This window comes from Mesobacillus sp., assembly GCF_057785455.1.
Window position 1 is genome coordinate 252,825 of the sequence record NZ_JBYNSB010000012.1, and the last position, 26,663, is coordinate 279,487.

Sequence of the window (26,663 nt, forward strand, 5' to 3'; positions counted from 1 at the left end):
AAATTAGCGTTATCAACGCAGAAATTCTCGTCGATTCCTTATAGAAAGTTGAATTTGTGGATGGCTTAGTTAATTTCGGAAATAAATTAACCAGCAAAAAGAGGAAAAACAGTCGTTTTTCCTCTTTTCATTTACTTCATATCTGACGAATCATCATAATCGTACCGGAATCCGTCAGTTTGATTATTTTTACCCTGTTGATTTTTATCTTCCTTGATGTTCTTCAACTTATCCTGCTGCTTGTTTTGAGATTTCATCTTCTGACCCCCTTTTTGTGCAATTCCAACCCTATTTTTCCAAAAAAGATCAATAGTTATCCCTATATAAAATAGAGCCCATGCATTTCGGAAATACTATTACCACTTACTTTGCGATTAGAGGCAATAAACATGGAACGAAACTACGCGATCGACTTCATCAAATTTTTTGCCATCCTTGCTGTGGTGGTGATACATACTTTTCCGAGCAACGGCCAGCTTGGCTACTTCATCCTCGATAACCTGGCAAGGTTCGCGGTCCCGTTTTTCTTTGCGGCTTCCGGTTATTTATTTGGGCTGAAGGTAATGAACACACCTGAGTCTTCAGCCTATTTTAAACGGTATGTAGTGAAGCTACTGAAAATCTATGTCAGCTGGCTGTTATTTTACATGATTTATGATGTGATTAAATTGCTGCTGAGCGGCGGGAATATAGCGGAGTATGCGAAAAACCTGACTCCCCTCAATCTCATTTATTACGGTGAAGGAACGAGCGGGTACCAATTATGGTTCGTGATTTCGCTGGTGTGGAGCACGGTCATTCTGTACGTTTTTTATAGGCTAAAAAAAGTGCCGCTGCTGCTTGCGGTCAGTTTCTGCTTGAATCTGTTGGGCTTGTTTGGCCAATCTTATTCCATCTTCGATCCGCTGCCGGTTAGCACAACCAGGGCGGCGCTGTATATCAGCTTGTTTTATACGACATTAGGATTCTGGTTTGCCAGGAATAAGAGCATTCTTTCCTGGCCTAAATCCACCTATTTCTTATTGTTTTTCATTTTCACAGTACTGCAGTTTGCCGAGGGCTATATTTTGGAAAAATGGCTGGGTGCCCGGCATGGCGAGTATTTCTTATCGACGATTTTCCTGGCCTTTTTCCTGTTTGCATTTGCCTTGAGAAATCCGGCGCTTGGCAAAGGCAGGCTTCTCACAAAAATCGGCGCCAATTCACTTGGCATCTATGCCATCCATGTCTTCTTCATCGACATAGTCGACATCCTGTTCAAAATGCTGGGGCTCAAGCCAAGCTCGCACAACCTGCTGCTCAATCTAACCGATGCCTTCCTTGTCTTCACCATATCCTATTTCGCCTACAAGCTGCTGCAGCATCTCAAAACCACGGCACGGGAAAAGGCCTCATGAATGGAAGCGGGGGGACGTACCTTCTGCTTCCATTTATCAATAGAAGCATCAGATACGTCCCCCTGCTTATTATTTGAGTACTCTTCTTGCGCCGATGTAGCGGTCTTTCCAGTATTTTGTGTTCATGGAGTTGATGGATACTCCTTTTGATAGTGTGACGGCGATGAATTTGTCTTTGCTTAGTGCGATTCCGACGAAGGAGACGCCTTTGCCGCTTGTGTTGAAGAATACGAGATCGCCTTCTTTGATGTCTTTTTTATTGACTGCTTTGCCTGCTTTGTATTGTTCCTTTGATGTGCGCGGCAGCTTGATGTCTGCGGCTGATTTGTCAAAAACAAACTGCGTGAATCCTGATGCATCGAAGCCTTTTGGTGTTGTGCCAGCTTCTTTGTACTTCACGCCCATATACCTTTTCGCCACTTCAGTTACTTCCTGCCCCCAGGAAACGCTCGCCTCTGCTTTGTTTGTCATCGGCGCAAACATTGCCGCCAATAAAGCCAATAAACTCAATCCAATGACCACCCACTTAGACATTCTCACTGTTGTTACCATCTTTTCTTCCACCTTTCATTTTTCCACTTTTTTATATGATAAAGCGGCTTTTAAACCCTTGCCTGGATCAGTGGCACCCCGCCCATGCAGCCGCAGCACGTCTGAGTAACTCCACTCCCCATTCCCCATTTACCTCCTGTTGTTTCTCGCTTATGACCTTATTTTAAAATCCCAGCTGTCCCAACAAGTTACGAAATGGTTAACAAAGGTTTGAAAGATGGTAACAGTTTTGGAACATGGGGACGGTTCTCATGTTCCAGAATGGAACGCGAGAACCGTCCCCATGTTCCACCCGCGACCACAAATCGAGTAGGAGGGGGTGACTAACCCCCGACCTCTCACACCACCGTACGTACCGTTCGGTATACGGCGGTTCAATTAAGTGTGACGTAGAAATTCATATCTTTGATATAGACTTTTGAGCCCTCGATGACTCCAATAAGAGTTATCGAGGGTTTTGTGTAGTATTGGACTAGAGGCTATTCTCCAGTATTTCTTTCTGGAGTTTCCCCATTCGTATGCCTTTTGGTCAGGGACACCTAGACTTTTGAGTTTTCTTACTCTTGTCCTTGGGTTCTTCCATTGTTTCCATTCAATCATACGAAGTCTTCTTCTAATCCACTCATCAAATTCTTTAAATTTACTCGGTGTATCAGCCAATGCAAAATATCCGCACCATCCCGTTAAATATTGATTTAGTTTCTCAATTCTAACTTCCATAGGAATTGATTTGGAACGGGAGGTTAACTCCCGTATTTTAGCTTTAAGCCTTTTAATACTTTCGTTGGCTATTCGAACCTTCGGTTTCTTATTGAACGTAAAGCTAAAGCCAAGGAACTTTCGTTTCCACGGGCGATCAACTGCTGACTTTCCTCGATTTACTTTGAGCTTTAATTTCTGCTCAATGAAGCATGTAATCGAGTTCATCACTCGTTCTCCAGCTTTCTTCGATTTCATGTAAATATTACAATCATCGGCATAGCGGACAAACTTGTGACCTCTCCTTTCTAACTCTTTATCAAGCTTATCCAAAAGGATATTCGAAAGAAGAGGGCTCAAGGGACCTCCTTGTGGTGTTCCTTCTTCTGCATCATAGACTACACCATTTATCATGATTCCTGCTTGGAGATATTTCCGTATTAGTTTCAAGACCAATCGGTCTTGGATTCTGCTTGCCAATATCCCCATCAACTTATCATGATTCACTTTGTCAAAGAATTTCTCCAAGTCCATGTCAATCACCCATCTATAACCTTCGCTTATATATCCCCTTGCTTTACGAACAGCGTCATGGCCTCTTCGATTTGGTCTGAACCCATAACTGTGTTCTGAGAAGGTTGGGTCAAAAAGCGGGGTTAAAACTTGGGCGATAGCCTGTTGTATGAATCGGTCTGTCACGGTAGGTATTCCTAGTAACCTTACTCCACCGTTCGGTTTCGGGATTTCGACTCGACGGACTGGGTTAGGTTGATAGGTACCTTTCCTTAAAGAATCACAAAGGGTGTCCCAGTTCTCATAGAGATGTCTTCGTAGGGATTTTACGGACATTCCATCTATGCCGTGACTCCCTTTGTTTTTCTCCACACGTTTAAGTGCTTCTATTAAGTTTTCCCGTGACAGAATCAGTTCCATTAACATGTGATATTTCCTTTCGACGTGAACGTAGAAATCTAATTATGTTATTCCTGCTCCACCCTCCTGAAGTCCCCTGTGGATTCACCACTTCCTCCTTCAAGTAAGTCCTTTCGGATTGTCTGCTTCTACACAGGAATTGTATGCCTAGTTCTCGTTCTTCCTAATTGTTCAGTCCTTCCCTTACCGTCTCGAGTAGGTAAGGTACTATGACCTCTGCTGACTTCTGATTGTTCAGCTATCTATTGCTAGATAGGTTACCAAGTGTACTTGGCGTTTCAACCAGACCTCCCCGGGTAAGGGTACAGTCTTTCCCTCCATCTATCTGCTCCATTTACTCTGTACCACCTTCGGCAGTAAGGATTTTGTTTTGATGTGCAAACTCATCCAATGGTACCTAGCCTTATATGAAGTTCGTGTTCCTCAGACCGGAGGTTTGCCGCTCGCTTCCTTCAGATTCCGCGTCACCACGGACACCCTTGCGTTAAGCTAACCACTACTACTGCCTTCATGGCTCGGGACTTGCACCCTAAAGACTGCACCCATGCCGGGCGCACACAAAAGGCCGGCCATAAAAGATTCATGGCCGGCCTCGGTTCACATCTTCGCTTTTAATTTAATACCCTGTTTCCACCATTCTGATGAAATCTTCTAATGTATGATTTTGCAGGATCATGATCCGCGGCAGCTCGTATCGATCACTTTGGTCTGTGCTGATTCCGCCGCCAACTTTAAACGCACCTTTGAATCCTAATTCCTGAAGAATAGAGATTGTTTCTGCATTATAGCTTCCATAAGGATAGGCAAACACATTTGTGGTTCTGCCTGTTAAGTCTTTAAGTGCGCTGGTGGCATCATTGATTTCTGTATATTGCTGATCCTTGCTTAAATTAGCAAGGAAAGGGTGTGTAACCGAATGGTTTTGGATATCTACACCGTTTTCCATTACGGTCAAAAGTTCGTTTGACGTCATATTCCAGCTGCCATCCACCCAATCTGAAACAGTAAATTGAGTGGCCTTCATTCCATACTTCTGCAAGACAGGATATACATATGGATAAAAGTCATTCGAATTGTCATCGAATGTCAGCAGAATAGGCTTCTTAGGCATCGCCGCCTTCTTTTCGAGGATGTTGAAATATTGCTTCATCGTTAAAGTCCTGTAGCCATTTTCATGAAGGTAAGCCATATGCTTTTCAAATTCTTCCAGGCTGAATTGATAGGGATTATTCGGATCAGGATCAGGTTTCACGACATGATAAAGCAAGACCGGAATCTCAACCTTTTCGGTTTGTTTTGCGCTGGCTGGCAGCTGGAATTGTGTGCTCGCAATCAGGGTTAGTATCAAAGCGAATAACAGTCCTTTAAGTTTTTTCATCAGCATCTTTCCCTCCTATTTTTGGCTCCCACACTTTGTTGTTCAAAACAACAAAGTGCAGACGGAAAATCCCAAGGAATTCAAATAATGCAATCTTTACCTTAGTCTATAATCGCCCAGTAGGCAGGCTTGACATTGTACTCATTATCAAAGACAAATGGCGCGTCGACTCCAACACCGTCATTGTATTCTTCTGCGCGGTCATTCAGCCAAGTATGGTTATCGGCAACACCCCAGAATGTCACGCTGCTGATTTTATCATCCAGTTTCTCGTATAACTCGAAAAGCTGATTATAGCGATCTGCCTGACGATCGAATTCCCAAGCTGGAATTTCGTCATAAGCAGGATATGCAGGTCTTGGCGGCCAGCCATAAAGGCTAACATCCAATTCTGTAATTTGATTATCAAGGCCAAGTCCGGCAAACATGTTAATCGAATCTTCTATTTCCTTAAGAGAAGGCCAGCCAATCTGGATATGGGCCTGATGTCCAACTCCATCAACAGGCACACCAGCTTCGACTAATTCCTTCACCAAATTGTATAAATGGGTTCTTTTCGGCTCTACCTCAGTGTTGTAATCATTGATATAAAGCTTTGCGTCTTTGGCAGCATAACGATCCGCTGTCTCAAATGCGACCTTGATATAATCCGTACCGGTAATTTGATACCAAGGGGATTCCCGTAAGCCTTTTTCATTAGGTGCATACTCATCAATCACTTCATTGACAACATCCCAGGAGCTGACATCATTTTTATACCGCTTCACAATTGTTTTAATATGGGTCTCTAAACGCTTAAGCAAAAGCTTTTTATTCTTTTCACGCTGCTTCGGGTCTGTTTCATCGACCATCTTCTTCCCTTCTTTATCGAGGAAGAACCATTCTGGAACCTGGCTGTGCCAAACGAGATTATGGAAACGCAGCTCCATATTATTTTCTCTCGCAAATTGGACGATTTTATCCGCTTCCTCAAAGGTGAACTTCCCTTCTTCAGGCTGGATGTTGATCGGTTTCATCACATTCTCAGCGACAATGCTGTTAAAATGGCGCTTTAGAACGTCAGCGTCCTTCCCTTCAAACATGTAAGGCTCAACGGCGGCACCAATATCGAATGAATCCGCATACCTCTCATCGAGTTCGACCTCGACATCTAATGCACTAATTTTCTCAGCTGCTGCAACATTGGATAATCCGGCAGGTAAAAACAGGGCTAAAGCCAATCCGGTCAGAAAAGGTTTACGCAATACTTTTAACATAATAAGAATTCCCTTCTTTCTCGATTTCTTTTGGATTTTTACAGACCTAACGAATTCTCCCCCCTCATACAGTTTGCTTGCCAGGCATGGAAGTAAGGGCTTTCATAAAGGTGTAAAAACAGCAGCTGTTACCTTACGTAAAATGATTATATCAGCACTAAACTTAGTTTATCCACTGAATAAACTAATAATTTAAAGTTTTCCTTAAAAATGATAAAATATGACTAGATCTACTGTTTTAATTTTATATCCAACTATCAAGCTACTGAAAATAGACAGCATCCAAAGTAATATGAAAGGAGCTATAATAGGAGATACAAAAATCAGAAAAAGAAAGGCGAACCATCAGTGCTGAAACAACTAAAAAGATGGAACACATTGCGAAACCAAATTTTAATTATCTTTTTACTAGTAATGGTCATTGTTTTGCTGATTGTCAGTCTTCTTACGTTAGGGCAAGTCTCGGCATTGCTGCAGAATAATGCCGAAAAGCAAATCCAGCAAGTAGCGATTGAGGCAAATGGGCGGATTGAATCTCTTTACGAGCAGATCAATATGAATTCCAAGCTTGTCATAACCGACGAGGGGGTCCAGAGAGTTTTAACGAATGTCCATGACGGTAAACAAATCTCCTTTAGCGACCGGCAGCAATTAATGGGACATATCAATAGAATCATAGGAAATACGGATGGGATCTTTTCCTTTGAGCTGTTTTCCGGGAAGAAGCAGCGTGTACTCCCTCTTGATGAGGACGAGTTAAGAAACCGGATCGGCCAAAAGTGGATTGACGAAGCAAATCTAGCAAAAGGACGAATTGTTTGGATTGGTGAAGATCCAAATGATAAAAACTACTTCCTGGCCATCCGGCGAGTTAATTTAATGGAACGGCAATATAGAAATGGCGGCTACCTTTTAATCAGCATTAACCGGGATCATTTTCACTTTGCGAATGAAAAGTATGAAAACGACCAATATTCGATTCTTTTGGATCAGGATCAAAATCCGATCATCCAAAATTACAGTGGTGATATTAAAAGCATCATCGAGAGCAACAAAAGCGTCGTTGAGCTGAACGGTCAGGACTATATGGTGACAAAGCAATCATCAAATCTTACAGGCTGGACTGTTTTCATTATCACCCCTGTAAATAAATTGACAGAAGGAATGTCATGGATCAGGGACGGCATCATCTTATCTGGAGTCGTCGGTTTCATCATTTTTTCTATTAGCTCCTTCTTTCTTTCCACCATCATTACCAGGCCAATATTAAAATTGACGAAAACGATGAGGCGGGCCGGAGATGGGTCATTAACACTGAATCCCGAGGTCTATTCAATAAATGAGATCAATGAATTGAATAGCACCTATAACCAGCTGGTGAAAGAAACCAATCACTTGATGCAGATGGTGTATCAAAAGGAAATTCTGCGAAGCCAAAGCGAATTGAAAGCGCTTCAAGCACAGATTAATCCGCATTTTCTCTTCAATACGCTTGATGCATTGCATTGGTCCCTGGATGAAAAAGATGAGGATGAGCTCGCTGAACTAGTTGTTGCCATGTCGGATTTATTCCGGTATACCATCGCCAAAGAATCCGATGATGATTGGGTGTTTCTGAAGGATGAAATTAAGCATATCAGCGACTATATGGAAATTATGAAAATGCGCTTTGGCGACAGGCTTCACTGGGATGTCTCTGTCCCCTCGACCTATGAGCATGTCAGGATACCTAAGCTGATCGTCCAGCCATTAGTGGAAAATGCAATCCTCCATGGAGCCGGAAATAAAGCCGGAAACTGCCGCATTTCCGTAACAGTTGAACCAGTCACTTTTCAGAATGAAGAACGGATCCGTATATCTGTGAAAGACGATGGCTCCGGAATGGACCCAGAAAGGCTTGCACTGATCATCCAATCGCTGGAGTCGGGCGGCACCTCTTCTGCCAACGGCAAAGGAATGGCCATTTCAAATGTCTATAAGCGCTTAAAGCTGTATTACAAAAGCATTAGTCATACAGACCTTTTGATTGAAAGTGAGTTAAACCACGGAACTCGGATTACATTCGAACTACCGATTGAGGGAGGCGAGTAATATGGTGACAAAAACGATTTTAATTGTTGATGATGAACCAAGAACGAGACAAGGCTTGCAAAGAACGCTGGAAAGCTGGAATAATGGAGAATTTTCAATCCTCACTGCGGAAAGCGGTGAGGATGTGCTGCGGATTTCTGAGGAACAGAAAATTCATATTTTACTATCTGATATCAGGATGCCTGAGATGACCGGCTTACAGTTATTGAAAACACTAAAAGAAAAAGGGATGTCTCCAGTAGTGATTGTGATTTCGGCATACTCCGAATTCAAATATGCCCAGGAAGCGTTAAAGCTTGGGGTCGTCAATTACCTTTTAAAACCGATCGGCAAATCAAAACTGCTTGAAGCCCTTGAGGATGCAGTGAAGATCATGGAAAAACAAGTAAGGGCAGGGTTGATTGAAAAAGTAGTCGATAAAAAAATAGTCGATGCCAGCAATAAAATGGATTCCACCAGGGATACCATCCGCAAGGCAATCAGCTTTGTTGACGAGCATTTACAAGAGGAATTCACCCTAAAAGATGTTGCCGCGCATGTACACTTGAATCCGAGTTACTTCAGCGTGCTGTTCAAGGAGCAAGTCAATCTGAATTTCAGTGAATATGTGACAAGGCGCAGAATTCAGCGCGCCAAAGAATTAGTGATCTCCACTCCCCTTCCTATAAATGAAATCGCAGAAGAAGTCGGCTATAAAACGGCAAAATATTTTATAAAAATCTTCAAGGAAATAGAGGGAATGACACCGAGTGCCTTTCGAAAAACCAAAAATGAAAGGGCTTTCTAAAAAAAGTAGTATTTTTCCTAATCACAGTTGCCTTTTTTGAGTTCCCCCCCGGTGGTAGACTTTAAATGTAAGGTATAGGAAACAGACAAATAAGGGGGTTTTGGATTGATGAAAAAGAAAGCGTTTTCCTCTGTAATGACTTTTGCTTTGGCAGGCGGACTGATTTTGGCAGGCTGTTCCTCTTCTACTGGCTCCTCGAGCGATACGAAGACGTCAAGCGGGGATAAAACTGTTGTAAAAATGATGCATTTATGGCCCGAAGGAAGTTCAAATGCGCAATATACAATTGTCGATGACATTATCAATGCCTATGAAAAAGAACATCCGGATGTTGACATCCAGACCGAAATTTTAGGCAACGAGCAGTACAAAGAAAAAATCAAAGTACTATCAGCGTCAAACGAACTGCCTGATGTTGGAATCAGCTGGGCAGCAGGTTATATGAAACCTTTTGTTGATGGAAAAATGTTTGCTCCTTTGGACGACATTGCCAAAGAAGACAATTTCGTTGCTGGCACGCTTGATGCATTCTCAGTTGACGGGAAACCATATGCTGTACCTCTTGAATTAAACATCACCCCTGTATATTACAACAAAGAAATTTTTAAGAAATACAAACTGGAAGTTCCTAAAACGTACGACGAATTCCTGAATGTTGTCGAAACACTTGCTGATAACAAGGTTACTCCGATCACGTTAGGAAACAAGGACCGCTGGACTGGATCCATGTGGTATATGTACCTTGCTGACCGTATCGGCGGACCTGCAGCATTGAATAATGCCATCAATCGTTCTGGAAGCTTTGAAGATCCGGCACTGGTCCAGGCAGCTAAAGAAATCGAAAAGCTGGTTAAAATGGGCGCATTTGTTAAAGGCTACAACGGCCTGTCAAATGATGAAGCAAAAGGCTACTTTATGAATGAACAAGCGGCTATGTATTTAATGGCTACCTGGGAACTGCCAAACTACACAACAACCCCGGATGTTTCTCAGGAATTCAAAGATAAAGTTGGTTACTTTAAGTTCCCGACCTATGAAGGCGGAAAAGGCGATATCGACAGCTATGTAGGCGGACCTGGCGTTGGGCTGTTTGTATCTGAACAATCGAAAGTTAAGGATGAAGCAAAAGATTTTGTCTCCTACTTAGTCGAAGAATGGGGCAAGCGTTCAGTTGTGGATGCTGGAGTCATCCCTGCTACAGTGGTTGATACATCCAAGGGAGATCTTCATCCAATGTACATTGACATCCTGAATGATTTAGGAAAAGCGACAAATCTTACTTTATATGCAGATGTCCAGATGTCTGCCAGCGTAGCTGATGTTCACTTGAACCAGATCCAGGCATTATTCGGCGGACAAACAACTCCTGAAAAATTTGCAAAAACGCAAGAAGAAGCACTTGCTGCTGAGAAATAATACTTGCTTAGAAAGAGGGCATATTGCTGATGAATATGCCCTCTTCTTTATAGAAAGGAAGGCGGCTAACTACCATGAAAAATGTTATGTCGAATAAATTCGTGATTGCCCTTTACACACTTCCAGCCTTACTTCTCATACTCGTCCTGATCTATATTCCAATTGTATTGTCAGGCTATTACGGTTTCATGGACTGGGATGGAATTGGGGATATGACCTTCATCGGGTTTGATAACTATATCACCCTGATTCAGGATAAATTGTTCTGGACAAGTACTTGGCATTCTTTTCTCTTAGCCATTTTTTCCACAGCAAGCCTGCTGCTGTACCTGGTCATTTCCCTCGTATTAGCAAGTAAAATCAAAGGCTCAGATCTATTGAGAAAAATTTATTTAATTCCTATGCTATTATCCTCTGTGGCAATCGCCCAGCTTTGGATGAAGATCTTTGATCCAACAAACGGGATGGCCAATAAATTACTTGAAATGTTCGGTGTGGAAAATACACCTATTTGGCTGGCAGATCCCAACATTGCGCTTTACGCAATTTTCATCCCGGTTATATGGCAGTTTGCAGGGTTTTATATCCTCATTTATTATGCGGCCTTGAAAAATGTACCTGATGAAATCATTGAAGCAGCCAAGATTGATGGAGCCAATGCATTCCAAATAGCCTATAAAATTAAACTTCCCCTGATCTCTGGAGTTTTTAAAGTGACAATCATGCTGGCAGTGGTCGGATCGCTGAAATACTTTGATTTGATTTACGTAATGACTGGCGGAGGGCCCAACGGAGCCAGTGAAGTAATGGCTTCCTATATGTACAAAGAAGCGTTCAAATTAAATAATTTCGGTTATGGCAGTGCCATCGGTTTTGGCTTGTTAGTGATTGCACTTTTCATGACTTGGGTGATCTCGATGCTGACGAAATCTAAAGATGATGTTCAATTTTAAGGGAGTGAAATAGAATGAGTGAGGTTCATACACAACCAGCAGCAGCAACTACCCTTTCCGCACCCCAAAAAACAAAGAAATCTTACTTGAACAAAATCGGCTTCGGATTTCTTTATTTAATATTAGGGCTATTTGCTGTAATTCAAATTTACCCATTAATATGGCTGTTGTTCTTTTCATTGAAAACCAATCAAGAAGTATTTGGAATGTCACCTTTCTCCTTGCCGCAAGATCCACAATGGGGGAACTATACGAAAGCCTGGACTTCCGGCAATATTGGAGTCTACTTTTTCAACAGTGTTTGGATCACCGTCCTATCTGTTGCCCTGACCATCATCCTGGCCAGTTTCGTGACATTTGCCGTGACACGCATGACCTGGAAGTACAGCGGCCTTGTTCTCGGATTATTCCTGGTCGCCTATATGATTCCATTGCATTCTACACTGATTCCTTTGTTCAATATGTATAACAGCGCAAATTTAATTGATAGCCCTGTTTCGATTGTATTATCGTATACAGCATTCAATCTGCCTTTAACGATTATGATTCTATTAGGATTTTATCGGACCTTCCCGCGCGAAATTGAAGAAGCCGCGGTCATGGATGGATGCTCGGTTCACCGGATATTCTTCCAGATCACCCTGCCAATGACCATCCCGGTGCTATCAACAACGGCAATCATTAATATGATCTACAACTGGAACGAATTCGTGTTTGTCAACACCTTCATCAGTTCCGATTCCTTGAAGACGCTGACCGTCGGAATCAATAACTTCGTTGGACAATATTTAACAGATTGGGGCGCGATCGGGGCAACATTAGTTATAAGTATCGTGCCAATCCTGCTTGCCTTCTTGTTCTTAAGTGACAAGATTGTCGAAGGAATGGCAGCTGGGTCTGTAAAAGGATGATCAGACCAAAGGCAGATAGTAAAGGAATCCTTTTAGGAAATCCCTTCCGCTATCTGCCTTTTTGTTATTTATATATCCTTTTCTGCGGTCAGATAATAACGGGCCCATTCGGATTAACGGAGTCTATTACCTGTCACAAAATTAAATTCTGTCAGGCAAATCAAATTTGCAGACTAACAGAAACTTCTGTAAATATACAAATTACGGTACATTTTAACCGGCAATTTTGCTAAAAGGAATAATATGAGGAATGAAAAAACGATTAATGTCGATGTTAATCGTTTTTTATTTATGCTCGAATTCATCTTTAACGAAACCACCCGGATGTTTAAGTAGAATCCTACACAGTCTTTTGTTATGGGGTGACATTGGCTATACTTCGATAAAAGTAACAGTTTCAGCTTTATACATTTTTCCGTTCCAATGATACTTAACTTTTAGTCTGCCTATACTTGCTTCGGGAATGGATACAAATATAGATGTATAGCCATAAAGAACACCTTTTTCAGGCTGATAATCTTCTACTGAGCCTACACCAGGACGCTCAACAGGTGTGTAGTACCCGAATTTTGAGTAGTCCACTAAGTATTTCTTTTTACCAATTAAAATTTCAATTTCATTCCCTTTTTGTTCTATTTTAACAAGTCGCTTGACCGCATCATTAATGGATTCGACTGGAACTTCTTCATATCTTCGATTGGGATCTTGCCTTTGGTTCAGAATATGAATTTCTTTAGTAGAAATTCCAGAGCCAGCACCAGAAATCAATGCGACTATAACATCCTTTAGTCCATCGCTATTAATATCTTCATAAAATAATTTAGGGGCAAATTTAGCATTATACCAATTTGGAAAGTTGTATAATAATTCTCCACCCACACTGTCAACTCCACCACCAACTTGAACAGTAAAGTTTTTAGTAGCCATACCATCTGCTTTATCTGCTATAAGAAAGATATTTTCATACCATACATCAGAAATAATATATGATGTGACAACTCTCTGGTCTGCATATGCTTTTCCTGTATTAGAAAGCAAAATAGCGAAAACAAGACAAAATAAAAATTTTCTCATTCCTTCACCCCTTTTTTAGAATTCCCAAATGGAATGAATAAATGTAGATATTTACTTTAACTATCCTGCACCGTTTGATCAATAAAGTTCAACAAAAAGCGCCTTGATCCTCCTGAATCAAAGCTTCCCTTTGTTTAATAACTTTCTTCTATTGAAAACCTCGGAGGATTCCAAAAATTTAATCCCTGACAAATAATAAGTCTATCCAGCCATAATTCAAAACTTAATTTCAAACTATAAGCGACTCCACAAGGCTCACCTGCACCACGATACATTAAACAATACCTATCCCCTTTATTATACCTATCACAATCCAATAAAATCTCTTCTCCATAATGGTATCCTATTGAAATCCATCCTGATGGAAAGTCACCTAGCATATCCTGGTAATTCTCCAAAACTAACTTAATATCATATAAATAACATTCCCCACCAAAATTAACATCAACGAAAAAGGAAGCACCATTATGTAAAAGTAAAAACTGCTTATAATCATCTGGCAACGAAAGTCCGGTATGTTGTTCGAACTGATCTATCATAACTAGAGAAGCGGGATCATTAAATTTGCATGTTACGTTACTTATTCTTCCTTCTCCATGATAAATTTCAAAAAAGCCCTTTTCCTCTAACCTATGCTTTAAGTAATTAAAAGACTTTTCAACTAACATGAATTCCTCCGGTTATAACTCGACTTTAACAACTGTGTTAGGAACTAATTATCTTAATTGAATTAATTGCCCCTTTAAGGTAATGGTGCCCTTTTAGCAGCTGATTTTGAACACAAGCGCCTTGTGGACTAATCTGTAGAAAGGTTTAGACAGAGATTTTCCCAATGATCCACCCTTTGATAAACTCTTCTAACGTTGACGCAATTGCACGGCGACTATCATCTTCATGATTCCATACATAAATATCTTCATTTTGAATACTTCCGTCTATTATTGAAAATCCAAACAAGTCGCCATTACCAGCATCTGAGAAAAATAAAAAAGTATCTAATGGCTTTATAAAGTCCCTGTGTTCGTGAAGAGTCCAAAAAAATAAGTTTTCTTTTACCAATAGTTCTATTGGCCAAATGTATGATATTCCGTAGTTCCCGTAGACACCATTTGTTTCGTTATATAAAGAGGCCAAACTGCTAGGTAAGACCACATTTAATTCTGTTGTTACTAAGGATTTCTCAGCTTCAGTTGCAGGTACTTTGAATGTACACTCATTTGAGATACTGCTTAAATAATCTCTCCACATTGTTAACTACTGACCACCTTAAAATATTATGATTAATTATTCTCTCAAGGACTTATTTTTACCTTCTTCAACAACCTGCTTCGATTGTTTGACAAGCCAAATTCTATTAAATATCACTGTTATTAAGGCCCATTGTATAATGGCTAGGTATGAAGCTTATAACCTTCGCAGGTGTATTAAAGGAACTATTCTTGCTGAATATGGTTGTTCCAACTTCAGTTATTTCAAAAAAAGTTTCCACCTTTTCAATATCCAAATTCTCAAAAACAGTTGGTTTGCTCCAGTGGGATGTTGGTATTAAATGAGTTGAAGATAATTCTTTACCTTGAAAGATATAAACACTTAAACCAACTGAAGCTACTTCCTCAGACAAACCAGAAACAGCTTCTAATTGTTCCTTATTAATTATTTTAATAACATAGCCTTCTTTTAAAAACTTTTGGAATGGTATTCCTTTTTCTGTAAGTACACCTAATCCATATTCAAATACTATATCTTCAAAAATGAAGAAAATTGGAAGGTCGATCATATTGTTCATTAGAGAAAGAATAAAACCATTTGCATTTCTGAGTTCTATACCAATGCTAATAGTTGTAAAATAGTCTTTCGGAAAATCAAAACTATTGATGATACTTTGATCAGAATATTGAACAAAATATTCTTTGTTCACCGCTTTACCTCCTTTTCTCTTCACTAAACACTGCCCAGTAGTTGAGGACATAGTTTAGCAATCTTAGTAAAAGCTTAGAAAATTGTTATGACTTCAACGTCATTCCAAATGTCCTTCAATTGTTCCCCGTTAATTTTTCCATTGTTCAAAAGTTCTTCAGGCGTTTTAAAGTACTCAAATTCTTTATTATTCTCGCCTAGCCCATAGCCCTCTTCTACATTAAGGGTTCCGTATATTTTCCCTTTATATTTAAACTCGACTTCGTGACCTATTTTGATATCTCTTACTAATTCGTCATATGAATAATGCATTAATTTAACTCCTAATCTTAGAATTCTTGTTCGGTTCTTCAACTCCCTGCCTCGTTCGTGCAATAAGAAAAAAGCGATCTTCTAATTGAAGAATCGCACCGATAAATGAAATAGAACAAAACATTAAAAACTCAGCCATACAAAACAATAAATAATAATAGTGAATGAAATCGCAACCCATACCGTATTTTCTTCTGTATCTTCATTACCTTTAATCTGCTTAGCTAATTCAACACCTTTTACAATAAAAATAATACTAACTACAGGCAGTAAATAAATCGATATAAAATCCATTATTGGTCCCATTATTTTCTCCTATGTGTTATTCACCTAACAAGTTTTTCTAATCTTAATTTCAACACATTGGTTATCTTTCCCTTCTTCAATCCTGCTCCGTTTGTTTAGTATGGGTTCAACAACAAGATGCCTTAGTCTATTTGGATTAAGCACTGTTAATTCATTAACTATTAAGCTAAATACTTACCAATATTGCATACAAAAACAGTAACGCCAAACTTATACCAGTAATATATTTGGAAATCCGTTTAAGTTTATCACTTTCAAATGTTTTAATTAACAAGTAAAAAAAGCCGACTACCCAAATACCGTTTTGAAAAAAAGTGAGAATTATATTTTTAACCATATTTAATATGAAATATAAATCCAATACCATCCCTCCTCAAACTGATTTTACCATAAAAATCCATATTGCTTGATAAACTAAAAAAACTTCCCCTTTAATAAGATATTTAAAATCGGCCTATATCCTTTAAAGCAATACTAGTTGATAAATGGCTCACAAAACAAAAGGACCGAATCGCCACATAGCAATTTGGTCCACAAAACGATTACATTTTTATATACAACAACCATTACTTTTTAAAATGCAAATTAACCTTTTTGTGATAGGAATCCGTCCCGTTACATCCGCACAGGGTCCTTTTTCATTTCTAACATATAACTCATGTTTCAAATAAGCTTCTCTTCCTCTCCATCTTCCCGAATACCAGATAGCCTGCAGACATGATGATCGCTACAGCTAGACTGCCTCCGAAGAAAAATCCCAGGGCAGGAATGAATTTTACCATCAATAGTACAGCCATGATTCCAGCAATCATCACGATATTTTCAATTGGGCTGATCAGCATCATCAAAAACGAGTTTTTGACCATCTGGAACAATTTCAGCTCGTAATGAACATATACCGGGAATAGATAGAAAATGGTTAAAGTGGCCGCAAACATAAACAGATAGATTGGAATTTGAATGACATTTGCAAAACTTTGCCCGGAGCTTTTAATGAAAACAAGGTTAAGGGCGATAATCCCGCCAGTTACAGCTACAAGCAAACCTAATCCGTTGCTGCGGAAAAATTCCTTTTTCCAGGTTGTCCAAAAAGTTCTAAAGACCGGAATATCCGTTTCACCCTTCAGCCACTTGCGAATGATCGTGAACATCGCAATTGTCGCCGGGAAGAATCCGAGAACAATGAGACCTGCAAGTGAAAATCCAATCCATAAAAGATTGACATAGGCAAATTTCGTTATCCATTCAGCTGCTGCGAAAGCCCGGTTTGCCATTGTATTCATCTAACCCCTCCAACCTAACCCCTGATGAAGTGCTACAAGCTATATGATTCTAGTTACAACGGATTTCCAACAAAACGGAATAGAGCTATAACTAGTTTTACATTCTTGTCTGCTACCATTATAAATCAGTTAAGTGACCTGTGTGTCCATGTCTATAAAGAAAGCACAAAAATATTTATTTGTGCTTTCTAATTGATTTGTTTATTCTGGATACTATTTTTTCAATAAGGTCCTCTGATAAAATCCTTAACGCTCTCCTGGTAAAAACGCTGAACTGCCTGCCGTTCTTCTTCAGAGAAAGGCTTTGTCTCAAGCGCCAAAAGATTATCCTTCACCTGCTCAACGTTTTTAAAACCAGGAATGATGCATGTAATCTCCTCATGATCGAGGATCCAGCGCAATGCCGCACTCGCCATGGATTGGCGCCCTTCTCCAATCCACTTCAGCTGTTCAGCTAATTCAACGCCCTTTCTGAATCCAAGTCCAGCAAATGTTTCTCCGACATTAAAAGCCTCGCCATTTTCATTGAAACGGCGGTGGTCATCCTCTTCAAATACATGTCCAGCTGTAAATTTACCAGTCAGCAGCCCGCTTGCAAGCGGCAATCTGACCAGCAGTCCCACGCCTTTTTGATAAGCCTCGGGGATTAATGTTTCCAGCGGCTTTTGGCGGAACATATTAAAGATGATTTGCAGGCTTTTCACATTTGGGTTTTTTAGGCTGATCAACCCTTCTTCCACGGTTTCCACACTGACTCCGTAGTGGCGGATTTTCCCTTCCTCCTGGAGGCGGTCAAGCACTTCAAAGACACTGCCATCTTTCAGAATCTCTGTTGCCGGACAGTGGATTTGATATAAATCTATGGTTTCTCTGTTCAATCGCCGAAGACTATCTTCACAATAAGACCTGACTGTTTCGTAGCTGTAGGTTTTCGGATCAAATATGTCACCCTGGCGGCAAAACTTAGTTGCGATATAAATCTGGTCTTCCCTGCCTTTGGTGGCCTTTGCTAACAGCTCTTCACTATGGCCGTCCCCATACACATCTGCTGTATCGAAAAAATTGACACCCTGGCCAATCGCATATTCCAGCGATTTCAACGCGTCAGCGTCATTAGTCTTTCCCCATGACCCGCCGATTGCCCACGTTCCAAAGCTCACTTCACTGATTTTGATCCCGGTATTGCCCAATTCACGATAGTTCATTATACCGACTCCCTTACTCTAGTTATTGATCAATCCAAATTTATACCTTGTAATTGATGAATACTGTTCGCCCTTATCCAGAATCATCGTTGGAAAATGGTGATGATGGATGGCATCAGGAAAGGCTTGTGTTTCCAGGCAAATTCCCATGTACTTCCTGGAAGGAACACCCCTGAAGTCTCCCTCTGCTTTTAAAGAGTTGCCAGAGTAAACGACAACAGCTGGTTCATCGGTTTCAACGGTTAACATCCGCCCGCTTTCATGATCCTTCAGCACAATTTCGTTATCATGATTTGTATCTAATACAAATGGATGATCATATCCCTGTCCAACAAGAACAGTTTGCGGATGGCCCGACTCTGCTCCCGATTTTACAGTGCGTCCAGCTGTAAAATCAAAAGGTGTCTCCTTAACATCCACTAGCGATCCGGTTGGCAGGAACTCCTGATCCAGCTCAAGAAAGCGGGAGCTCTTCAGAAGCAATGAATGGTTCAGGACATCCCTTTTCAAGTTACCGCTCAAGTTAAAATAAGAATGGTTGGCAGCAGTGAACAGCGTTTTTTGTTCCGTTTCCGCTCGATACTGAATGGATAATTCATTATCATTATTCAGCCTGTAAGTCACTTGTATGTTCACGTTCCCCGGATAGCCTTCCTCTCCGTCCCTGCTTAGATAGGAAAACTGGACACCATCGTCAAGGATCCATGCATCCCAAACCACCTTGTCAAAGCCTTTTCCTCCTCCATGGAGATGATTGGTATTATCATTTCTGTCCAGAGTGTAGTTTTTTCCATCCAGTTCAAAACTTGCGCCTTTTATCCGTCCTGCGACCCGCCCGACTACAGCACCAAGAAAATAAGGATCCTCCAGATACTCATGCATCGTGTCGTGCCCAAGAACAATATTTTCATAGTTTCCATCTTGATCGGGAGCATTGATTTCAGTAATAATACAGCCGTAATTAATAGCGGTCACTGTCAGTCCATGGTCATTTTTGAGAGTAAACGAATAAACAGGCTGACCGTCAATCTGGCCAAAGCTTTCCTGTAAAACTGCCATCCCGGATCCTCCTCTCTTTTACCTTTACTTGCGAAAAGGAAGCCCCACCCTAAAAGTGGGGATATTATGTTTAGATTATCTTCTAAATTCCCGTAATTGATCGTTTAGCGTTTTTGTTTGAGTGTAAACGCCTTGATAAATGGGAAAGAGTTTCTGATAGATTGCTACATTTTCAGGAATTGGCTCATAGGTTTTAGAAACTTGAATAAATGCTGCCGCACATTCTTTTAAGGATGAAAACCAGCCGCTGCCATACGCCGCCAGCATCGCTGCTCCCATACCGGGCCCCTGCTCACTTGTCAGCTTTTCGATTTTCGCATTGAAGATATCTGCCTGCATTTGCAGCCATGTTTCATTTTTGGCTCCGCCGCCGATTGAAATGATGGAATCAATGGTCTTTCCGCTGCTCCTGAAGATTTCAATTGATTCATTTAACGAGAACGTAATTCCCTCAAGCACGGCGCGTGCAAAATGCTTGCGCTCATGTGAAGCATCCATGCCAATGAAGCTGCCGCGAATGGCTGAATCGGCGTGCGGAGTTCTTTCCCCTGCGATATAAGGAGTAAATAGCAAGCCGCTGCTGCCAGCTGGAACTTCATCCAATCCCTCTAAAAGACGGTCGAAAGCTTCCTGTTTTGCAAATGTATCCTTAAACCAGCTTAAGCTGTAGCCTGCCGCCAGAGTCACACCCATCGTGTAATAAGCATTCTCTTCCCCATGGTTAAAATAGTGAACCTTTCCTGCAAAATCGAGATCATTCCTTTCTTCATAAGAAAGAACAACTCCAGAAGTCCCGATACTGCACAGGCTTTTCCCTTCCGATAAAATCCCGGAACCAATCGCACCACAAGCATTATCTGCACCGCCAGCGAACACTTTTGTTCTTTCCGATAGCCCGGTTGCTTCGGCAAATCCGGGTGAAATCGTGCCAACAAACTCATGCGATTCCACTAATGGAGGACAAAACTCAGGAGAAAGGCCAAATGCGTTCAAGAGTTCCTGACTCCATTCCCGTTCAGCTACATTCAGCAATAAAGTCCCGGCAGCATCTGAGTAATCCATCTGGATCTTCCCCGTGATGCGATAGCGCAAATAATCCTTAGGCAGCAGAAAAGTGATGGCACGTTCAAATATTTGCGGCTCATTTTCTTTTACCCAAAGAATTTTTGGCAAAGTGAATCCTTCTAATGCTGGATTCTTTGTTACCTCTAACAGCCTCTGTTTGCCAACAACATTATAAATTTCCTCGCACTGCTTCGTTGTTCTTGTGTCATTCCATAAAATCGCATTCCTCAATACCTGGTGATCTGCATCCAATAAGACAAGGCCATGCATTTGTCCGGAAAAGCTGATGCCCTCAATGTCATTTACATCTCCATCAAATTGGCTGACTAGTTCAGCCAGCCCTTCCGTGGTTTTACCAATCCATTCCTCAGGGTCTTGCTCACTATAGCCAGATTTTTCAATGATAAGGGGATAGGATTTAGAAACCTCCTTGCACACTTCCCCATTTTGATCCACAAGCAGGATTTTCACTGCGCTTGTCCCAAGATCCACACCGATGACGTATTTCATCCTGATCCTCCTATTCTATAAAAATGGGGCCGTCTAAAAGGCTGTCTTCCCACACGATCCATCCTTATCCAGCAGTTTTTTCACTTCTGGACAGTATAATGTGTGGCCTGACCCTCCTTCTGGACAACCCCATAATGTATGTTTTATTGGAAAAATTAAACTCTCACGCTAGAAAGTGTTTCAAGCAAGTATTGGTTGATGACAGCTTTTAGGCGCTCCGTCCTGCCTGACTGATTCTTGATTTCTGTTAATTGAAGGGCATATTTCTCTAGTTCGCGCAAGTTAGTCTTGCCCTCAGCGATTTTCAGACCAATGCCTGTTGTATAGCTGCTGTAGCGTTCTTCAATAAAACTATCAAGAACTTTATCTTCAATCAATTTATTTGCCACTTTCAGGCCGACAGCGAAAGCATCCATTCCTGCGATGTGCGCATGGAAAAGATCCTCAGGCTCAAATGAACCTCTTCTTACTTTAGCATCAAAGTTTAAGCCGCCGCTGCCTAATCCGCCATTTTTAAGAATTTCATACATTGCTAATGTGTTCGTATACAAATCTGTAGGGAATTCATCCGTATCCCAGCCAAGCAATGTGTCACCCTGGTTGGCGTCCACTGAGCCAAGCATTCCGTTGATGCGTGCCGTTCTTAGTTCATGTTCAAACGTATGGCCTGCAAGCGTAGCATGGTTCGCTTCAATATTGAACTTGAAATAGTCAGTCAGGTCGTATTTTTGCAAGAATGCGAGACCAGTAGCAACATCAAAGTCATATTGGTGTTTAGTAGGCTCCTTTGGCTTCGGCTCGATCAGGAATGGAACATTCAAGCCAATTTCCTTCGCATAGTCGACTGCCATATGGAAGAAGCGGGCCAGGTTATCCTGCTCAAGCTTCATGTCCGTATTAAGCAGTGTTTCATAGCCTTCACGGCCGCCCCAGAACACATAGTTTTGTGCACCGAGCTCTTTTGCCACTTCAAGGGCTTTTTTCACTTTAGCTGCAGAGTAGGCGAATACATCCGCATTCGGAGAAGTCGCTGCACCATGAGTATACCTAGGGTTAGTGAACATATTTGCCGTATTCCAAAGCAATTTGGCTTTGCTGGTTTTCATGTAATCTTTAATCATTGAAACAATCGCGTCCTGATTTTCGTTTGTTTCTATTAAAGTAGATCCTTCTGGAGCGATATCTACATCGTGGAAGGCAAAGAAAGGAACATTCAATTTTTCAAAAAGTTCAAATGCCGCTTCAACCCGGGCTTTTGCTAAATCCATGCCCTGGAATCGGTCCCACGGACGGATCGCAGTCCCAGCACCAAATGGATCCGTGCCATCAGCAGTAAAAGTGTGCCAGTATGCAACAGAGAAACGAAGAATTTCCTCCATCGATTTCCCATTAATTAATTCTTCAGGATTATAATATTTAAATGCAAAAGGATTTTTGGAGCCTGGACCTTCAAATTGGATTTTGTTAACTGAATCAAAATATGCCATGCCGTAATTCCTCCCTGAAAAGTTGTTTGGTTTAAAACCTGTTAATGTAAATGCTTACAAAAATCTCGTTTTAAAAAACATCTTCTATCCTGCTACAAGTCAAATTATAGCACCGGTTACTTAGTTTGTCTATCTGATAAACTAAGATTATAAAAACTATTTTTCATGTATGATTCCATCAAAATCTATGTCTTAAATATAAGTTCTTTTCTAATACCTTGCTGCTATTCTACATACTTTGGGAAACTCCTTCCTTCCAAGTTTGTATGTTTGGCAAACTAAGATTATGATAAAATAAATTAACTATTGAATAAGGAGTTTTTAATAAGTGGGAATCCTGACGTGGAATCAGCATGTTGTCAAGAAGAATAATAAAGCATTGGTATTGAGTTTGATCATTGAAAAAGAGACAATTTCAAGGGCAGACATTGCCAGTGTAACAGGCTTGAATAAGACGACCGTATCTTCCTTAGTAACCGAATTATTAGAGGAAGACTTAATTTATGAATCCGGTCCCGGCATATCGAGCGGAGGACGCAGGCCGGTCATCCTCCACTTCAATAGAAATGCTGGCTATGCGATTGGTGTTGATATCGGCGTCAACTATGTCCTGGCAGTTTTGACGGATCTAAAAGGGAAAATCATCATCGAGAAAAGCCTGAATGTGAGCCGGACCTCCTATTCTTCGATTATCAGTACTGTCCAATCAATGATTCAATCTTTGATGGATACTATGCCAGACAGCAGGTATGGCATTGTCGGTATTGGAGTTGGCGTCCCTGGAATAGTAAACAAAGAAGGTTCAGTCCTGCTGGCTCCAAATCTAGGCTGGACAAACATCCAATTAAAAGAGGACTTAGAGAAAATCTTCAGCGTACCAATCATCATCGAGAACGAGGCAAATGCTGGTGCTGTTGGTGAACAGCAGTTTGGGGCAGGCCAGGACCATCAAAACATTCTTTATGTGAGTGCGGGGATTGGTATCGGTGTCGGAATCATTTTGAACAAAGAGCTATATCAGGGCAGAAGCGGATTTTCAGGGGAAATGGGACATATGATTATCGAATTGAACGGAAAACGGTGCAACTGCGGAAGCAGCGGATGCTGGGAAGCATACGCCTCTGAAAATGCCCTGCTGGAAATGGCCGGAGAAAACTTCGATTCACTGGAAACCTTGATAACACATGCCACGGACGGCGATGTATCCGCAATCAGCCTTTTCGAAAAGATTGGGCAATATCTAGGTTACGGAATCAATAACATCATCAATACCTTCAATCCTGATCAAGTGATTATAGGAAACCGTTTAGCCATGGCAAGAGAATGGATTGAGAAACCCATCCTTACGACGATCGAGAATCATACCCTTGCCTACCACCAGAAGGAAATGCAATTGGAGTTTTCTAATCTAGGAAAATATTCAACTGCTCTGGGTGTATCTGCATTTGTCGTTGAACATTTTATAAAAACTGAAGAAGCAAAGGCTTAATAAAGTGGCTATGTTATTGCCCATTATTGATTGTAGTGGAAAGCGCGAAGACTCCTTCGGGATAAAGCGGGCAGGTGAGACCCCGGTAGAAATGGTCTGAAAAGAAGGACCATTTTACCCCGCAGGAGCTAAGCGTCGAGGAGGCTCACCGCACGCCCCAAGAAGAATTTGCTCATGAAAAAGCCGGCAGTTGGGCTTTTTCATAATTCTTCAGAGGAAAGCGAAGCGCCTGGAACGGAAATCAACAGTTAATTCTAATAGAGCCAATAAAGTAAAAACCCGATTCAGCTTTTGAATCGGGTTTACTTGTTATATTTACTGATCACCATAAGGGTCAATCGTTTGAATACTTCCATCTTCATTGTATTTTAGTTCCGTGAATTTTACAGAACGCTTATGGTTCACGCCATCTGACATTGAGCAGTCATGATAGAACAAATACCATTTATCCTTGAATTGAACAATGGAATGGTGTGTTGTCCAGCCGATAACAGGAGTAAGGATAGTACCTTTAAATACAAATGGCCCCTGTGGATTCTCGCTTACGGCATAAACAATTTTATGGGTGGTACCCGTAGAATAAGAAAGGTAGTAAAGGCCATTGTACTTATGTACCCATGGACCCTCGAAATATCTGCGGTCCTCGTCACCTGCAAGAATTGGATTGCCCTCTTCATCTACAATGGAGATTTCCTGTGGCTCCCCTTTAAAATTCAGCATATCATCCGTTAATTCAGCAACGATTGGCCCTAAAGCAGGTGCCGTCGGAGCTGGACCTTCTGCATCAGGCTCAAACGTTCCAGTCTGCCATTTTTCAAGCTGTCCTCCCCATAAGCCGCCAAAATAAACATATGCTTTGTCATCCTCATCTACTAACACCGCAGGGTCAATGCTAAAGCTGCCAGGAATATAATTCGGCTCAGGCTTGAAAGGCCCTGCAGGATTTGGGCTTGTCGCCACGCCAATTCTAAAGATCCCCTCTTGATCCCTCGCCGGGAAAAATAAATAATAGGTGTTGTTTTTAAAGGCAGCATCAGGGGCCCATAGCTGCTTACTCGCCCAGGGAATATCTCTTAAATGAAGCACTTCCCCATGGTCGACACATGGTGCTTCGGCATCGTCCATGGAAAGGACATGATAATCCTCCATTTTATACTGGTCCCCATTATCGTTAGAAGGCTCATCATGATCAAGATCATGTGAAGGATAAATATAAAGCTTGCCATCAAAAACATGCGCGGAAGGATCTGCCGTAAAAATATGTGTAACTAAAGGTTCATTAGGTTTAGAATTTTTCCCCATAACATCCTCCAATTAAGTTATTAAAATACTCACAAATCTATTATAACGAAATTCCTTCCACTTTGTATACTCGAACAACTAACTTAACAAAAAAAACGTCCCATACTATAAAATGACCTCTTCATTCTTTTCAAGTGAGTAATAACAGGCATCAATGACACGCATATTCGCGATTGTCTTTTCTGCCGGATAGATGAGGGCTTTCTTTTTCAGGATTGCCTCTGAAAAATGATTTACCTCATGTAAATAGATATCTCCGGCGACCTGTTCGGTTCTTTGCTGGCCATTCGTTTCAACAGTAATGAGTCCTGCACCAGAATCCACATCCGGACGGAAGGCTCTAGGTACGAAAATCCTCCCCTTTGTCCCTACCAGCTCATATTCCTGCCTGAAAAATGCTTCAAAACTGCAATCAAACACACCTTGAATTCCCTGTTCGAATTCCAGGTATCCAACAGCTGACACATCTACACCTGTTTCCGGATGGAGTTGGCCCTGTACTCTTACTTTTACAGGCTCGGCATCTAAAATATGTCTCAGTGCATGTATGCAATAACAGCCAACATCATAAATACTGCCACCGCCAAGACTCTTATCCATGCGGATGTTCATGTCATGGTCTTCCATGTAGTAGGAGAAGCTGCTGCGCATCAGTTTAACCTCTCCAATCTCCCCGGAGGCAATGATCTCCTTGACACGCTCATGCTGAGGATGAAACTGGTACATAAAGGCTTCCATGAAAATGACATTTTGCTCCTTGCAATACCTGTCCATTTCCTTCATTTCTTCGGCTGTTAACGCAGCAGGCTTCTCACAAAGAATATGCTTGCCGTGCTTTGCTGCTTCGAGGACCCATTTGCGGTGAAGGCTGTTGGGCAGAGGAATATAGACAGCATCGATATTAGGGTCCTGCAGCAGTTCTTCATACGTTTCATATACTCCTGGAATATTCAGTTTCGCAGCTGCCTCGCCCGCCTTGCCGCTGGAACTTGCAATCGCTGCAGCCTCTGCTAAAGCCGATTTTTGAATTGCAGGTATCACTTGTGTCTGGGCAATGTTAGCCGTACTCAGGATTCCCCATCTAATTTTTCGCATTGAACATTCCTCCCTTTAGACCCTATCTAAAAGGTCCTGATTTTAAAGAATACATAAACTGGCGCTGTAGAAACAACAGAGGCAGTAAAAGCTAAAAAAAACGCAGGAAGCCCTGGGTCTTTCCTTTCACAACGTAACATATTCTTTCAAAACATAAAACAAATGAATTTCGATTAACCAAAAAAG

The 26,663-nt window shown here is 41.3% G+C and carries 25 protein-coding genes; 7 read left to right on the plus strand and 18 right to left on the minus strand.

What is annotated here, in order from left to right:
• Positions 1-131: 131 nt before the first annotated feature.
• On the minus strand, positions 132-257 hold the full coding sequence (locus AC3EBE_RS03840; RefSeq protein ID WP_488593685.1) for a hypothetical protein: 126 nt from the start codon (positions 255-257) through the stop codon (positions 132-134).
• Between the two features lie 132 nt (positions 258-389).
• On the opposite strand from AC3EBE_RS03840, the gene AC3EBE_RS03845 reads away from it, so the two are divergent.
• Entirely contained in the window at positions 390-1,397 is a 1,008-nt protein-coding gene (locus tag AC3EBE_RS03845; RefSeq protein ID WP_488593686.1) for an acyltransferase, read from the plus strand.
• 69 nt (positions 1,398-1,466) lie between these two features.
• Here AC3EBE_RS03845 and AC3EBE_RS03850 read toward each other — a convergent pair whose 3' ends face one another.
• The 4 genes from AC3EBE_RS03850 to AC3EBE_RS03865 all read right to left on the minus strand — a co-directional run bounded on the left by AC3EBE_RS03850 (position 1,467) and on the right by AC3EBE_RS03865 (position 6,215).
• The gene (locus AC3EBE_RS03850; RefSeq protein ID WP_488593687.1) at positions 1,467-1,949 is read right to left on the minus strand and encodes a C40 family peptidase; all 483 of its coding nucleotides are present in this window, start codon (positions 1,947-1,949) and stop codon (positions 1,467-1,469) included.
• Positions 1,950-2,327: 378 nt separating this feature from the next.
• Positions 2,328-3,587 (minus strand): group II intron reverse transcriptase/maturase, encoded by a 1,260-nt coding sequence (gene ltrA / locus AC3EBE_RS03855; protein WP_488593688.1) that lies wholly within the window; start codon positions 3,585-3,587, stop codon positions 2,328-2,330.
• A 610-nt stretch (positions 3,588-4,197) separates the two neighbouring features.
• The gene (locus AC3EBE_RS03860) at positions 4,198-4,959 is read right to left on the minus strand and encodes a polysaccharide deacetylase family protein (protein ID WP_488593689.1); all 762 of its coding nucleotides are present in this window, start codon (positions 4,957-4,959) and stop codon (positions 4,198-4,200) included.
• Between the two features lie 101 nt (positions 4,960-5,060).
• Positions 5,061-6,215 carry an endo-1,4-beta-xylanase gene (locus AC3EBE_RS03865; protein WP_488593690.1) on the minus strand — a complete coding sequence of 385 codons (1,155 nt, stop codon included), beginning with the start codon at positions 6,213-6,215 and terminating at the stop codon, positions 5,061-5,063.
• Positions 6,216-6,563: 348 nt separating this feature from the next.
• Between AC3EBE_RS03865 and AC3EBE_RS03870 the strand changes: the two genes are divergently transcribed.
• From AC3EBE_RS03870 to AC3EBE_RS03890, 5 genes are all read left to right on the plus strand, one after another.
• The gene (locus AC3EBE_RS03870) at positions 6,564-8,306 is read left to right on the plus strand and encodes a sensor histidine kinase (RefSeq protein ID WP_488593691.1); all 1,743 of its coding nucleotides are present in this window, start codon (positions 6,564-6,566) and stop codon (positions 8,304-8,306) included.
• A gap of 1 nt (position 8,307) precedes the next feature.
• Positions 8,308-9,093 carry a response regulator transcription factor gene (locus AC3EBE_RS03875; protein WP_488593692.1) on the plus strand — a complete coding sequence of 262 codons (786 nt, stop codon included), beginning with the start codon at positions 8,308-8,310 and terminating at the stop codon, positions 9,091-9,093.
• A gap of 108 nt (positions 9,094-9,201) precedes the next feature.
• Positions 9,202-10,509, plus strand: coding sequence for an extracellular solute-binding protein (locus AC3EBE_RS03880; protein ID WP_488593913.1), 1,308 nt, complete (start codon positions 9,202-9,204; stop codon positions 10,507-10,509).
• Between the two features lie 74 nt (positions 10,510-10,583).
• Positions 10,584-11,462, plus strand: a complete 879-nt coding sequence (locus AC3EBE_RS03885; protein WP_488593693.1) for a carbohydrate ABC transporter permease — start codon at positions 10,584-10,586, stop codon at positions 11,460-11,462.
• Between the two features lie 14 nt (positions 11,463-11,476).
• Positions 11,477-12,373, plus strand: coding sequence for a carbohydrate ABC transporter permease (locus tag AC3EBE_RS03890; protein ID WP_488593694.1), 897 nt, complete (start codon positions 11,477-11,479; stop codon positions 12,371-12,373).
• A 372-nt stretch (positions 12,374-12,745) separates the two neighbouring features.
• On the opposite strand, the gene AC3EBE_RS03895 is transcribed toward AC3EBE_RS03890, so the two are convergent.
• From AC3EBE_RS03895 to xylA, 11 genes are all read right to left on the minus strand, one after another.
• Positions 12,746-13,447, minus strand: coding sequence for a hypothetical protein (locus AC3EBE_RS03895; RefSeq protein WP_488593695.1), 702 nt, complete (start codon positions 13,445-13,447; stop codon positions 12,746-12,748).
• Positions 13,448-13,581: 134 nt separating this feature from the next.
• On the minus strand, positions 13,582-14,115 hold the full coding sequence (locus AC3EBE_RS03900; RefSeq protein ID WP_488593696.1) for an SMI1/KNR4 family protein: 534 nt from the start codon (positions 14,113-14,115) through the stop codon (positions 13,582-13,584).
• 145 nt (positions 14,116-14,260) lie between these two features.
• Positions 14,261-14,695 (minus strand): SMI1/KNR4 family protein, encoded by a 435-nt coding sequence (locus AC3EBE_RS03905; RefSeq protein WP_488593697.1) that lies wholly within the window; start codon positions 14,693-14,695, stop codon positions 14,261-14,263.
• 106 nt (positions 14,696-14,801) lie between these two features.
• Positions 14,802-15,365, minus strand: coding sequence for a hypothetical protein (locus AC3EBE_RS03910; RefSeq protein ID WP_488593698.1), 564 nt, complete (start codon positions 15,363-15,365; stop codon positions 14,802-14,804).
• Positions 15,366-15,439: 74 nt separating this feature from the next.
• The gene (locus AC3EBE_RS03915) at positions 15,440-15,676 is read right to left on the minus strand and encodes a hypothetical protein (RefSeq protein ID WP_488593699.1); all 237 of its coding nucleotides are present in this window, start codon (positions 15,674-15,676) and stop codon (positions 15,440-15,442) included.
• A 123-nt stretch (positions 15,677-15,799) separates the two neighbouring features.
• Entirely contained in the window at positions 15,800-15,982 is a 183-nt protein-coding gene (locus AC3EBE_RS03920; protein WP_090831353.1) for a hypothetical protein, read from the minus strand.
• Between the two features lie 656 nt (positions 15,983-16,638).
• Positions 16,639-17,265 (minus strand): YesL family protein, encoded by a 627-nt coding sequence (locus AC3EBE_RS03925; RefSeq protein WP_488593700.1) that lies wholly within the window; start codon positions 17,263-17,265, stop codon positions 16,639-16,641.
• 221 nt (positions 17,266-17,486) lie between these two features.
• On the minus strand, positions 17,487-18,470 hold the full coding sequence (locus AC3EBE_RS03930) for an aldo/keto reductase (protein WP_488593701.1): 984 nt from the start codon (positions 18,468-18,470) through the stop codon (positions 17,487-17,489).
• Between the two features lie 18 nt (positions 18,471-18,488).
• Positions 18,489-19,529: an aldose epimerase family protein gene (locus AC3EBE_RS03935; protein WP_488593702.1), complete on the minus strand. Its 1,041-nt coding sequence runs from the start codon at positions 19,527-19,529 to the stop codon at positions 18,489-18,491.
• A gap of 75 nt (positions 19,530-19,604) precedes the next feature.
• On the minus strand, positions 19,605-21,104 hold the full coding sequence (xylB, locus tag AC3EBE_RS03940) for a xylulokinase (RefSeq protein WP_488593703.1): 1,500 nt from the start codon (positions 21,102-21,104) through the stop codon (positions 19,605-19,607).
• A 155-nt stretch (positions 21,105-21,259) separates the two neighbouring features.
• On the minus strand, positions 21,260-22,591 hold the full coding sequence (gene xylA, locus AC3EBE_RS03945; protein WP_488593704.1) for a xylose isomerase: 1,332 nt from the start codon (positions 22,589-22,591) through the stop codon (positions 21,260-21,262).
• Positions 22,592-22,919: 328 nt separating this feature from the next.
• On the opposite strand from xylA, the gene AC3EBE_RS03950 reads away from it, so the two are divergent.
• Positions 22,920-24,080, plus strand: a complete 1,161-nt coding sequence (locus tag AC3EBE_RS03950) for an ROK family transcriptional regulator (protein WP_488593705.1) — start codon at positions 22,920-22,922, stop codon at positions 24,078-24,080.
• 315 nt (positions 24,081-24,395) lie between these two features.
• Here the strand turns inward: AC3EBE_RS03950 and AC3EBE_RS03955 are convergent, their stop codons facing one another.
• A complete protein-coding gene (locus AC3EBE_RS03955; RefSeq protein WP_488593706.1) occupies positions 24,396-25,382 on the minus strand; it encodes a glycoside hydrolase family 43 protein in 987 nt (328 codons plus the stop codon).
• 105 nt (positions 25,383-25,487) lie between these two features.
• Entirely contained in the window at positions 25,488-26,477 is a 990-nt protein-coding gene (locus AC3EBE_RS03960) for a Gfo/Idh/MocA family protein (RefSeq protein WP_488593707.1), read from the minus strand.
• Positions 26,478-26,663: the final 186 nt, after the last annotated feature.